This window comes from Nostoc sp. FACHB-892 (genome assembly GCF_014698795.1).
Lineage (GTDB): Bacteria > Cyanobacteriota > Cyanobacteriia > Cyanobacteriales > Nostocaceae > Nostoc.
The window spans coordinates 12,424-25,503 of the sequence record NZ_JACJTR010000049.1 but is presented as its reverse complement, the minus strand read 5'-3'; the positions used below and the strand labels follow the sequence as shown (position 1 = coordinate 25,503).

Annotated in this window: 10 protein-coding genes; 5 read left to right on the top strand and 5 right to left on the bottom strand. The window is 43.4% G+C overall.

Annotation, left to right across the window (positions count from 1 at the left end):
* Positions 1–306: 306 nt before the first annotated feature.
* The gene (locus H6G96_RS33900) at positions 307–822 is read right to left on the bottom strand and encodes a pentapeptide repeat-containing protein (RefSeq protein ID WP_190917880.1); all 516 of its coding nucleotides are present in this window, start codon (positions 820–822) and stop codon (positions 307–309) included.
* Between the two features lie 293 nt (positions 823–1,115).
* Here H6G96_RS33900 and H6G96_RS33895 point away from each other — a divergent pair, with 293 nt between their 5' ends.
* Together H6G96_RS33895 and H6G96_RS33890 are read left to right on the top strand one after the other, a co-directional pair.
* Positions 1,116–1,625, top strand: coding sequence for a pentapeptide repeat-containing protein (locus H6G96_RS33895; RefSeq protein WP_190917878.1), 510 nt, complete (start codon positions 1,116–1,118; stop codon positions 1,623–1,625).
* Between the two features lie 249 nt (positions 1,626–1,874).
* Entirely contained in the window at positions 1,875–2,471 is a 597-nt protein-coding gene (locus H6G96_RS33890; RefSeq protein WP_190917875.1) for a hypothetical protein, read from the top strand.
* 232 nt (positions 2,472–2,703) lie between these two features.
* Here the strand turns inward: H6G96_RS33890 and H6G96_RS33885 are convergent, their stop codons facing one another.
* Complete coding sequence (locus H6G96_RS33885) at positions 2,704–3,192, bottom strand: pentapeptide repeat-containing protein (protein WP_190917874.1); 489 nt, start codon at positions 3,190–3,192, stop codon at positions 2,704–2,706.
* Between the two features lie 210 nt (positions 3,193–3,402).
* Between H6G96_RS33885 and H6G96_RS33880 the strand changes: the two genes are divergently transcribed.
* From H6G96_RS33880 to H6G96_RS33870, 3 genes are all read left to right on the top strand, one after another.
* Positions 3,403–4,158, top strand: a complete 756-nt coding sequence (locus H6G96_RS33880) for a ParA family protein (protein WP_190917872.1) — start codon at positions 3,403–3,405, stop codon at positions 4,156–4,158.
* The gene (locus H6G96_RS33875) at positions 4,155–5,264 is read left to right on the top strand and encodes a ParB/RepB/Spo0J family partition protein (protein ID WP_190917871.1); all 1,110 of its coding nucleotides are present in this window, start codon (positions 4,155–4,157) and stop codon (positions 5,262–5,264) included. Before H6G96_RS33880 ends, H6G96_RS33875 begins: the two co-directional genes overlap by 4 nt.
* Before the next feature lie 88 nt (positions 5,265–5,352).
* The gene (locus H6G96_RS33870; protein WP_190917870.1) at positions 5,353–8,223 is read left to right on the top strand and encodes an AAA domain-containing protein; all 2,871 of its coding nucleotides are present in this window, start codon (positions 5,353–5,355) and stop codon (positions 8,221–8,223) included.
* Between the two features lie 42 nt (positions 8,224–8,265).
* Here the strand turns inward: H6G96_RS33870 and H6G96_RS42975 are convergent, their stop codons facing one another.
* The 3 genes from H6G96_RS42975 to H6G96_RS33855 form a co-directional block, all read right to left on the bottom strand.
* The gene (locus H6G96_RS42975; RefSeq protein WP_190917869.1) at positions 8,266–11,916 is read right to left on the bottom strand and encodes a WD40 repeat domain-containing protein; all 3,651 of its coding nucleotides are present in this window, start codon (positions 11,914–11,916) and stop codon (positions 8,266–8,268) included.
* Positions 11,917–11,953: 37 nt separating this feature from the next.
* Positions 11,954–12,343, bottom strand: a complete 390-nt coding sequence (locus H6G96_RS33860) for a hypothetical protein (protein WP_190917868.1) — start codon at positions 12,341–12,343, stop codon at positions 11,954–11,956.
* A gap of 388 nt (positions 12,344–12,731) precedes the next feature.
* Positions 12,732–13,052 carry a site-specific integrase gene (locus tag H6G96_RS33855; protein ID WP_190917867.1) on the bottom strand — a complete coding sequence of 107 codons (321 nt, stop codon included), beginning with the start codon at positions 13,050–13,052 and terminating at the stop codon, positions 12,732–12,734.
* Positions 13,053–13,080: the final 28 nt, after the last annotated feature.

Sequence of the window (13,080 nt, the reverse complement as noted above, 5' to 3'; positions counted from 1 at the left end):
CTCCGCGTTGCCGCATGATTCGCAACGAGTTCTTTTTTCTTGGAAATAGGGGTATGAGAATCATTGGAACTATTACTGGGTTAAGCTTAAAAGTCTTATTACATAAAGATTTAATCTAGGGTTGTAGTCGCTCACTTAGATAATCCTCAAGTAACCGCTTAACGGTAAATCAAGGGTTTTAGCGTTCAATGGGTGACAATTATGGCGAAACCAAGCCAGATAAGCATTTGCTTATCTGGCAACCGTTTGAAAAAATAGGCGGAGAATGGGCATTCGCTCGTCGCTGCTTCTGAACCTGTTGATACTTCAGCTATTGTACCTGGGGCCAACCTCTACAGTTCCGTTGGGCAGTATAGTTTTCCAGAAGAAAGCTCCATCCGTATTTTCATAGGAAATCTTGAAATTAATAGCACTAGCCAAGTTGGTTTCGATCAACAGAGCCATACTCAAGTTGGCTTGGAACAAGTTAGCACCCCTCAGAGAAGCACGAGTCAGGTTAGCACTTTCCAGACAAGCTCTAGTCAGATCAGCAACTCCCAATTGGGCATTTCTCAAATTGGCACAAGCCAGAATAGTCTCACTCAAGTTGGCACTAGTCAATCTAGCAAACAACAAGTCAGCACCACTGAGATTGGCACTACTGAGATTGGCACCACTAAGATTAACACGATAGAGGCTAGCTCCTCTCAAATTGATCTTTCTCAAGTCAGCACCTTCGAGATTGGGGAAGAGATCGGTGGAATTCATAGTATTACGCAATTCAATTCCAGCAAAATTTCTTTCCCCAGCAGCATAACGTTGCAACAGTTCTTCAGCAGTCATAACTTTAGCTTCCAAAACACAGCAGTTACTACCTAACAAGCCCCGTTATAAAATATCAAGTAAGAAATTGCTAAGAAAAATTTTTTCTCAATACCTATAAGTAATTGCTGTTAAGGATTTCACAAGCTAGTGCTGCGAAACTTCCTTGCTTGGTCGAGGCTGGGGGAGAAAGCGGCGATCGCTTCTCCTTCAATGTCGGGTAATGTGGGAATTACGACATTGGGTAGAAGCGGCTAGAATAGAGCGTTTAGTTTGAGATTAGCCTGTAAATAGTGCGTTGCACCACGGAAATTATGAATGGTAAAGAATTGCTCAGACGTTACGCTGCTGGTGAGAGGGATTTTAGCGGGGTCGATCTCACTGGAGCTAATCTTAGTGGAGTCCACCGCCGCTTTGACATTGATTCTTATGCCGAACCCTACCGTCAGGGAATCACTTCCGATTTGAGCGGGATTAATCTCAGTGCTGCCAATTTGACTCAGGCTTACTTAGGAGGGGTCAATTTAGAAGGAGCCAACTTGAGTAATGCCAACTTGACCCGTGCTGATTTGAGTAAAAGCAATCTCACTAATGCCGACCTGAGTGGAGCTAATTTAACCGAAGCCGTGCTGGAATGGGCTGAGTTGGATGGTACTAATATGAGAGGAGCTAACTTATCTCATGCTGAAATCAGAGTTGGCGATGTATTTAGTCCAGACCTGACTGGAGCTAAAAATCTCAAAACCGTTGATTTTACTGGTATGGCTATAGAGTTAACTTTAGAGGACGGGACTGTTATCGACACTACCGACTACGATTGGTAAATTAGTTATTGATTGATGTTAAATAAATTTTCAGTACATATTTAATTGTCATCAATACATAAATATTATTAATTATATATGTATTGAGTTGGATGTAATTAAGAAAAAAATTAAGAAATCAAATTTAACTAATCACTCAAAAGCTTTATCAGTAAAATTTTAAAACAGGTACAACCGCGCACCTTGATTGCGCGTTCGGGGTTATCTCATTAAACTTTGAAGCTAGTGGTACGTGAGAGTATAAGTTGAATGAATTTAGATATACGAAAGTCTGTAGTTAGACAATTTTACTCAACAGAACTTAATAAACTTTACGATTTATCAGACTCGTTCTGTAATTTTTTTCCGGAGTGTCGAATTGCCAGTGTTCAACTATTAACCCTATCTACTGATATGGCTTTCAATTGTGTAGAGATTGAAAGAACTGAGCAAGATATTCCTCAGTCTGTCGCTAGAACTTATAATCGCCATTTTTGGTACTCTCAATACAGTCTCAGCAATCTGTACCTGGTAAAAATTCCTGTTGAGTCATCTGATTCGTTTGCTCTTCTAATACAGGGATATGTTGATGATGGATGGGACAATAGCGGTCGGTTTATAGAAATTTTTGATCAGCAAGGTGATTTTCTGGGAGCAGGTCGCTGTCACTATGAAGGTGTAGAGTGGCTTTCTCGACAACTTAACGGCAAAGACTTTTATACTCCGGCTCCTCCTTGGGTTGGTGATGAGCCTGGAATTCAACCTGTGTTCGAGCCTAGATGGTCTACTGAGTTTCTCTCACAGTACGCTGTGAATATTGAGCATAATGGCTCAGTTACTCGCTATATGCTTCCTAACGAAGACTAGCCAAATTTTCAACTGTACCAAGGCATGGCTTCATAATAATTAGAGCGATCGCAAATTCTAGCCACGGCTTCGCAATAGAGATGCACAACACTGGCTTTCAAAACTCCTGATATCGCTTGGTTATGGCAAATAAAGTAAGAAACTTGTTACTGAACTTTCTTACTTTTAGCATCTAATAATAATTACTTTATATTTTCTAGCCGACACAGAATTGATAGCTTGCTCAGTCAATCTATTCGTTTCTGATAGAACCATCGGGCATGATAGTGTTATAAAAAATAACTTGGCTAAGGTTGGCTCCCTCCAAATTAGCTCCAGTCAGGTTGGCTTCCCGCAGAATGGATTTTTCCAAATCAGTCCCACTCAAGTTAGCTCCAGTCAGGTTAGCTCTGTCGAAACTAGTTTCTTCAAATCTTCCCCCTCTCAGGTCAGCTCCAGTCAAATTGGCACATCTCAAATAAGCGCAACGCAAACTGGCTCCTCTCAAGTCAGCATCAGTCAAATCAGCACTATCCAAACAGGCATCAGTCAATCTGGCGTTACGCAGATTAACAGCCCTGAGTATGGCACGCGCAAGGTAGAACTCTTCCAACCTAGTACCACTCAAATCGGCACCACTCAAATCAATGCCATCCAAATCACCACCCAATTGAACTCCAGCAAAGTTTCGTTCTCCGGCAGCATACCTTCTGAGCAATTCGTCTCTAGTAATTCTTGACATAACTTATATCAAGCATCTATTTACACAATCAACTCTACCGTACTCAAACTCTGGTCTACCCTTTTCGACCCCACCTTCAACATCATCCGCCAAATCAATGTTCAGGTGGTGAATTTACAGTTTCCACCTTGTTTAATGGTAATTTTGATGTGTTCGCAACACAAACACCGTTATCTTAGGTTGCAATAGTGCAGGTAAACCAACTCACTTATGAGCCGAATCATCGCAGTTTTTAATCAGGCGGGAGGTGTTGCCAAAACCACCCTTACCCAAAACTTGGGCTACCAAATAGCGCAATTGGGTCATCGCGTCCTGCTCATCGACATAGACCCCCAAGCCAGCTTAACCATTTTTATGGGCTTGGTTCCAAGAGAGATAGAGCAAACCGTCAACAATGCCATTGTGGATGAACAACCCCTGCCAATACATGAGGGAATTCATGGTATGGATTTAGCCCCAGCCAACATCTCTCTTTCTACGGCAGAAATGCAATTGGTTAGTGCTTCCATGCGCGATTTTCGCCTGAAAGAAGCTATCGAGCCAATCCAAGAGAATTACGATTTCATCCTCATAGATTGCCCTCCCAGCTTAGGGCTACTAAGTTACATCTCCCTTGTAGCTGCTACCCATGTTCTCGTTCCCCTAGAAACCCATTTCAAAGCCTTTGAGGGAACAGGCGAACTCTTAAAAACGGTTGCTACAGTACGCAACAAACCAAACCGCAAACTGCAAATAGCCGGATTTGTGCCGACAAAATACGATGCCCGGAACTCCCAGGACACTCGCACTTTAGCAGCCATCACCGAACAACTAGCCAGCGCCGGAACTGTCTTTGCCCCCATTCCTCGCTCCACTGCTTTTGTTGATGCTTCAGAAGAACGAATGCCTTTGGCAGTTTACGATCCTAAGCACCCATCTGTCGCCATCTTGAAAAAAATAGCCCTTAGCATAGAATCCTTAAAATGAGACGCACTAAAGCAAGCCAACCTCTCAAAAGCAAAATTGATGTACCTTGGGACACTACAGGCGTTATTAATGCCGATTCTTCCCAGACTATCCCATTAGACCAGATTGTTCTGCCGCCGAATCAACCGCGCCGTTACTTTGATTCCGAAGCATTAAAGCAGTTAACTGAATCCATCAAACAGCATGGCATCTTGCAACCCTTGTTGGTACGCCCTCTTGATGGAGAGAAACACGAATTAGTCGCAGGAGAACGCCGCTATCGTGCTGCCTTAATTATTGGATTGAAAGTTGTCCCCGTCGTCATTAGAGAATTAGATGACAACGCAGCTTTTCAATTTGCACTTATAGAAAACTTACTTCGAGAAGACTTGAATCCAGTTGAAGAAACTGAAGGCATTCTGCAACTGCTGTCTCTCAAACTAGGTCGAAGTGTTGAGGATATCCCCCCATTACTGTATCGTCTACAACGCCTACAAAACAAAGCATCTACAGTTACCCATAACGTTATGGGCGCACACGATGGCGAAGGTGATGAACCTACCCATAACGTTATGGGCGGAGTTGAAACTGAGTCCACTAATAACGCTATCAGCGACGATGAAGGCGATATTGAATTATCTACCCATAACGTTATGGGCGAAACCGAAACGGATGATTCAGTCCTTAATCATGAGCCTGCTGTAAACCAAGACCTCAAAATCGTTGAAGGAGTGTTTGATGGCTTAGGGTTAATGACCTGGGAATCTTTCGTTAAGAACCGCCTGCCCTTGTTAAACCTCCCAGAAGATATCCTTGATGCGCTAAGGGAAGGCTCACTTGAGTACACCAAAGCTAGAGCGATCGCCCAAATTCAGAAATTAGATGAGCGCGTTGCATTTTTAGAACAAGCTCTTGCTAACAACTGGTCTTTAAGTGAAATCAGACAGCGCATTATTGAGAAGAAAACCCCAGCCTCTACCCCAAACACCGAGTCGAACGATTATAAAGAGCGCTTTACTGCTGCGACTACTAAACTAAGAAAGTCGCGTATTTGGTCAGACCCGAAGAAGCGCAAGCAAATAGAAAAACTACTTGCACAACTGGAAACGCTCACAAATGTTGAGTAACCTTACATACCAAAACCAGGACGGAGAAGGCAGAATGCTCAAATATTTTTTATACTTAGCTTGTGTTCCTTTTTAAGTTTAAGTCTCCATGCTAGAGTCAGAAAAACTTATCCAGATAGTACAATCCTGGCTAGGCTACATCAGGTTAGAAGAACTGACTCAAGCCGAGGTCGAGCGTTCTTCAGATATCTATTCAAAAGTAGTAGATAAGGGAGTGCAGCTTGTTGGCAACAAGCTACTCTTAGATAGCGAAGTATTTACGCAATTCCAGCAACAGCAACAAGCAGCTAAAAGAGGTAACAAAAATGATGTTCAGATGGCTGTTGCTTTCCCACAAATCTATATAATCAACGGCAAGGGCAAAGACCAAAAGCTGAAATACTTGCCTCTGTTCACCATCGATATTTCACTCATCTTTAAAGGTAATTACCGCAAAACTGGCTGGGACTTGACCGAGTACGAGTTTCAGCCTGTGGTTGTTAATTTGATGCGGCTGTACGGGCTAGAGGAGGAGCAAGCCGAATCACTGATTGTTGCTTCAGGAATTGGAAAATTTTTAGAAGACACATTTAAAGGAAGATTCCCAACGCTTCGAGACTTTCTTGAATTGGTAGATTTACCCCAAGGAAACTACAAAACCTTTCAGCAACCTTATTTGCTACGCTGCGACTTTACGCCCTACAATGCCCTTCTAAAGCAAGATTTGCAAGAAATCCTTAAGGAACTTCAACAACCTGACTGTAATAGCGAATGGCTAACTGAAACTCACCCAGCCATGCAGTACTTATGGGGTCAGCCACAATTACCCAGAGATGAGGTGATATTCTGGGGCGCTTTCCCCGACCATGCACCTGATGAATTTCAAGCGTCTGTCTTGAAACACGCCCAAGAGAACTTATTAACTGCTGTTTGTGGGCCACCCGGAACTGGAAAAACAGAAGTGTTTCTCCACCTCATAGCACAGCAAGTAGTGAATCGGGCGTTACGGCTTGTTCGCGGTGAAGATGATGCAAATAATTTAATACTTTTTGTCGGCACTAATAACAGCACCGTTAAAAAATTCCAACAACGACTGACTATAAATTCTTCTGCTCAACAGTTTTATCTTCCAGGCGGCAACCAAACTAATATCCGTAAGGAAACTCTACCCAAACTACAATCAACCCAAGATTGGCTGCGTCAGACTGAATTTAATCAATCTGCTTGGCAACAAGCCAAACTCGAATTACTGCAAGCAGAAAGTCAAATTCAGCAACTCATAGAGCAAGACCGCTTGAATACTGCTCAAAAAGTCACTGATTTTGAACGGCGATCGCAATTGGATGTAGAGATCCAATCTCTCAATAACGAGATTGCTGTTACTGATTCCGAGTTACAAGCCCTAACTGAACAGCTATCAAGCTTGTCTGATTATGCAAATTTTCCCCTTGATGCCTACCTGCAAATACGAGAAGAGTTATCCCAGGCAGAACGCGAACTGCCAAAAGAGTCTGACTCCATCACCAAACGCGCCTTGAACTGGCTTAATGCTACTACGGATCAACGAATTTTTCGCCGCTTGGCTTTGCGAATCAACGCAGCTGTGTTAAACACCTTGGCGACAGGGCATCCTTTTCAGACCCCCCTTGACCACCCTAGTTTAACCACAGCCCAGGCTTCTGTTAACCAAAAACTAGATTTCTCACAAAAATGGCAGAATCTTCACCAAAAAGTCACTGAAATTCAAACCCAGCTAACAGCTTTTAATAATAAAAGAGAGTTAAAACAAGCAGAACATCAACAAATTCAGAAACAAATCGATAGTTACCCACAAGGAGATTTCTACAATTTTTTTTACCGCGACCACCACAAATTACAGGTTGAACTGTTTCAACGTGCCTGGGCGTTTCTATTGCAAGAAGTTCTCCGTCGCAAAGATAGCGTTATCAGAGCATTGTCAACTTATGGCAGCGTCTTGACGGGGGACGGAGAGGCATTGCTCAAGTTAGAAAGTGATAGTGATGCTATCTACCGTGACTTGAGCTTGATTTTCCCCGTGATTAGCTCCAGTCTGCAATCAATACGCAATATGCTGCCAATTCTCCAACCTAATAGCGTAAAGCTGGCACTGGTAGATGAAGCAGGTACAACTCTTATACATCAATTATTTCCCTTGCTAGTGCGATCGCAACGGGCAGTAGTTGCTGGCGACCCCCAACAAATTGAGCCAATAGTTAACCTTTGCGACGATACCATCAAACAATATCTGAAAACTGCCTTTCTGGATCGGGGCATGGGGAATGAAGACTATTATCGCTATGCCCCCACTGCCAAATACACAGCTACCGCTTATCACCGCGCTGCTGGCTCTAGTGGCGCAGAAGGCGACTTAGGCAATGGCATTATTCTCTCTAATCATTACCGTTGCACCCCACCCATTATTCAGTTTTGCAGCCCCAACTATCCTGGGGGTCTGCAAATCCTTTCAGATTATGACCAGACTGCAACAGTCAAGCACCTGCTGGCTTACCACGTTGAAGGAAGCCACTTAAATCACACCAATCCCGAAGAAATTAATGCCGTAGAAACTATAATTGCGTCCTTGCTTCAGCAGGGCTACGACCTTGGCGCTGCCGACAACTCTAAGACAATTGGGGTGATGTCTCCTTTCTCACAGCAAGCCAACGCGCTAAGGTATCGACTCTCTAATCGGTGGCAAAACTTTTCGTGGGATGATATTGGCACAGTTCACACCTTCCAGGGAGGAGAGAAAGCAGCTATTATCTTCTCTCCTTACCAGTGCCACCAGGAGCATAGTTTTTGGTTTCTTAACCGGAAACCTAATTTACTAAATACCGCCGTTAGTAGGGCAAAGGAATTGTTTATTTTGGTGGGTAATCTTAGAGAACTAGAATTAGCTGGTGGTGAAACCAAGCGGTTAGTTGAACATATTCGGCAACATGGAGAAATTCGCACTTGAGTGAGGCTTCAATGTCCATCAGACTTCTATTGTGTAATGCCTTTATTTACCAGTGCCAATACCGTTGCACAGATGCTTATTACTCTTCTCAACCTCTGGATTATTTTTCAAATAATCCCGCACCCAATTACAACTCCGTTTAATTAGATCCTCAGAAGATTCAATCTGCCACAACTTCACTGTACCATCATCTTCTATGGTAGCCAGTTGCCGTTCGTTTGGGCTAAAAAAAGCGGCTATAATCTTCAAATTTTTAAAAGATGCTGTGAATACTGCCAATTGCCGACCTTGCAAGTCCCATAAGCGAGCTACACCCTCATCGCCTATGGTAACGAATTGCTGACCATTCGGGCTAAAACTAACACTCCAAACTGGACTTTGCTCTACAGTGAATACTGCTAATTGCGTACCTTGCAAGTTCCATAGGCGGACTGTGCCATCATCGCCTGCGGTCGCCAGTCGCTGACCATCTGGGTGAAAACTAACGCTCTGAGTCCCATTTGGATGACCTCTTAATGTTTGTAACTTCTGACTTTGCAAGTCCCACAGATAAACATTACCCGCATCTCCTGTGGTCGCTAGTCGCTTACCATCGGGACTAAAACTAACACTCTTAATATTCTCATTTTGAGTTCCTTGCCAAGCTTTTAACTGCTGACCTTGCAAATCCCAGAGACGGATCATATTATTGTCCGTGCTTAAAAGTTGCTGACCATTTGGGCTAAATTTAATTATTCTTATACCCTGATGCCCTTGCCAAGCTTTCAACAACCTACCCTGCAAGTCCCACAGGTATATCATGCCTTTATCGCCTATGCTCGCAAGTTGTTGACCATTTGGGCTAAATCTAATGCTTGTGACCATACCCTGATGCCCCGGCAAAACTTGTACTTGCTGACTCTGCAAGTCCCACAAACGGATAGTACCGTCCTGTCCTGAAGTTACTAGTTGCTTTGCATTTGGGTTGAAACTGAAGCCGATGACATCACCTTGATGCCCTTTCAATTTTACCAATTGCTGACCTTGGAAGTTCCACAGGCGGACTGTGTTGCCATCTCCGGCTGTAGCCAATAATTGACCATTGGGACTAAAATTAACGGTTCTGACCGGCCCTTGATAGCCCTTCAATGTGCCTACTTTTTGACCCTTTAAGTCCCATAGGTGAGCATTACCACCTTCTCCTCCTGTAACCAAGAACTGACCATCGGGGCTAAAACTAATACTCCAAATCCCCTGGAAATTTCCTCGCCAAACTTTTAATTGCTTACCCTGCAAGTTCCACAAGCGGATAGTACCGTCATCTCCTGTAGTCGCTAGTTGCTGACCATCGGGGCTAAAACTGACGCTCCTAACTGGATCTGTATGTCCTTTCAATTCTGCCAACTTATTGCCCTGCAAGTCCCAAATTCGGGCTACATTATCATATCCTGCGGTCGCTAGTCGTTGACCATCGGGGCTAAAAGTGACTTTCCATATCCATCCATTATGTGCTTGCCAAGTTTTTAACTGCTGACCCTGCAAATTCCGCAAGTGGATTTTGCCGTCCTGTCCTCCGGTTACTAGTCCCTGACCATCGGGGGTAAAACTAATGGTTCTAATCCAGCCTTGATTTGCTTGCCAAGATTTTAATTGCTGACCCTGCAAGTTCCACAAGGTGACATTAATATGACCTCCTGCCGCTCCCTGGTCTCCTACCGTTGCTAATAGTTGCCCATTTGGGCTAAAACTAAGACTCAACACTAAGCCTTTATTTCCTTGCCAAGATTTTAATTTCTGACCCTGCAAATTCCATAAGCCGACAGTACCGTCATCTCCTCCCGTTGCTAATAGTTGGCCATTTGGACTAAAACTGGCAGTGACGCTATTGACTACATCTTGTTGACCTACTTGTAGGCGGTTCCATTCTTTGACTTGATAGACTGCCTGTTGTAGCGTTACTTTCACTTTATTTTTTAGCTCGGCTTCAAATGGAAATACCTGTAATAGTGGTTGATTGAGTTTTATTCCCGCTTGTAGACTGTTGATTAAGGCATCTAAATCTTGATTTGAAACCAAAAATGCTTCTGATGATTCTCTAAAAGCTCTAATTTGATTAATTTCTGCTTGCCTCCATTGATACCCAGCAAAGACGGCAAATCCAGCAAAGATAATAGACGTTATTGAAGCTGTCATCATCTGACGCTGTCTGCGTTTTTCCTTTTGCTTAAGCAAAGACGCGTCGAATGCCAAACTCTTCTCAATGTAATCTTGTTCAGTTTGGCTCAGTTTCTCTCGGTGTTCCTTTAGCTTCTCTTTTGCTTCTCCAAGGGGTACACCTCGCAACAATACACTCTCATCCCAGTTCGCTTTTTCCCATTGAGTCATTGCTGCGCGCAGCCGCTCCTGCCAAGCTCGAAAGTCGCGGTCTGTTACCATCCATTGCCGCAATTCACCCCAATTACGAATCAGCGCTTCATGCACAACCTCCACTGTCTCTTGGTTGACAGCATTGTGACTTGTTACTATTAATCGTGCATCAGCCAGTTGTTTCACCAAAGTCCAGCTTGCTTCACCCAATTCAGCTTTTGTTGCCAACCGTCGCGTATCCTCTGTGCCTTCACCAGGACGAACTAGTTGGATAAAAATGCATCGGGCTTGTTTTTGCTCAGTTGCACTCAGCTTGCCATATTCTTCATCTGCATAGCTGGCTAGGGCACCTTTAACCTGACCAAGTTCATCGTAAGCTGCATGAGTTAATCGTCTACCTATTCGCCGTTTCCATAACTCAGTTAACGCAAACTGTAGTAAAGGTAAATTTCCTGGCGCATCTTCTACGTCATCTAAGATGCGTCCCACTAGTCCAGTTTCAAAGGTAACTTTCAACTTTTTACTAGGCTCTTCAATCACTCGTGAAAGTTCTTCACGGTTCATTGCTCCCAATTTGATGTCACTATTTTGTAACATATCTGCAAATGGGCGATATGAGAGAGCATTCCCTAAGAAATCAGCCCGCATGGTTGCAACCAGCACAGTAGCAAATGAAGAATTATTCGTGGGAGATTGAAAGCTGGTTAATAACTTATCTAAGAAATTACGGCGGATGACCTCATCGTTACAGAGAGTATAGAGTTCTTCAAACTGGTCGCCAATCAACAGCACCCGGTCGTTGGGATGATTTTGTTTTATCTGGGCAAAAACGTCAGACAGAGGAAGAGTAGCATCACAAAGATAGCCAGCTAACTTCCGAGCTTGGGCTATCTGGTCAGTAGCATCCAGATTTAGTGTGTACAGAGGAACGAGTGCTAAAGCCAAAGCATGGAAAGGGTCGGAACCAGGACGAAAATGAGTGAACTTCCAATGACCTTCTTTTTGCAGCTTAGGCACTAGACCCGCCAATACAACTGAAGATTTCCCGCTTCCCGATGCGCCAAGCACAGGGATAAAGTGATGGGTTTTAGTTGCTTGAAACAATTCTTCTACAAACAACTCACGTCCAAAGAAAAACTTAGCGTCATCGGGACTAAAGTGAAACAGCCCACGATAAGGGCATGGGATATCTTGATCAGGAGAAGCGTCAACAGACTCAACAGGTTTCAGTCTAACGTCTTCGCCGTAATAGTAGTTGGTGATTGTGATAATTGCATCACCTGCTGCCGAGGTGGCAGCATATTCAGTCTCTTTAATCGTTTGATTAATATCGGGTTGCTCAGACACGTTAGCCTTGCTTCTCCTAACTTATCAAAATATCTTTTCAGCTATCCTTAGATGCTCCGTGATCAGTGATGTTGCTAATACTGGCTGTACCAGTACCTGATGTGGCAGCATATTTGACATTGTTGATAGTTTGATTGATTAGTTGCTGTCCACCAGGTTGTTCTTTTAGATGGGACAGTAAATCTTGAGCCAATTGAAGAATTTCAGGGTCATCATTGACCTTAGCAATTTCGACTTCTTCTTGCAGCGTGGCTTTGCGACCTTCAGAGTCTGGCTTTTTTTCTAATCCATCGACTGCATTTATCAGGTCACTTTTTTCCCCAATTTTTTTTTTCAAAGCATTTTTGAGGGCGTTGTAACCGTCCTCAATGACACCCTTGCCCAGAGTATTAACAGCAGCCACAATAACTGTAGTGATAGGGTCCATAGTTGCTCCTTAATGATTAGTAGCAGTGGAAAATAGCGTTTTAATTTTATTTGCAGTTGAACTCTTAAGGCACAACAAATGCCGGTTCTTGGAAGCTCACATCAAAGTAAGAATACGTATTTTTTGAACTATTTGTAGCACATAATGCAAAGATGAATTATCTTTTTTTACTTTGAAACAAGTCACTATCGCTACAAGTACCTTACTATGAATATTCATTTTGAGATAAGCAAATTCCAGAAATTTTGCTACTTTTAATAATTCAGAATTGCTAAAGATGGCAAGTAAAAAGATATCTCCTTTGATAGATGCGTAATATCGAAGTATTATATTTTTTCACCAAATGGTTGCTATGCGTCCTGCACTGAGAAAGAAAAGCGATCGCTAATTAAAACGGCTCAGACCATCGCTTAACTAAAACCTCCCCAGAACTCCTATCAGGGCTTACGTGTAAATATTTACTCGTAGTATCCAAACTTGTATGCCCAAGAGTAGCCTGAACCAAATGCACTGGAACACCTTCTTCTATTGCGTGAGTAGGGTGACTGTGCCTAAACCAGTGCGCTGAAACATTCATGGCATTCTCTAATTCTGCTGCTGCTGCCGCCGCCCGTTTCACCACTCGGTCAATATGAGAAGGGGCTAAGGGTCTACCCGTAGCATTGGCAAACACAGGCGCATCCTTCAACGCTTCGCCGCGCAGTGACATTTAACTCCAGCCATAGCTCCCCGACATT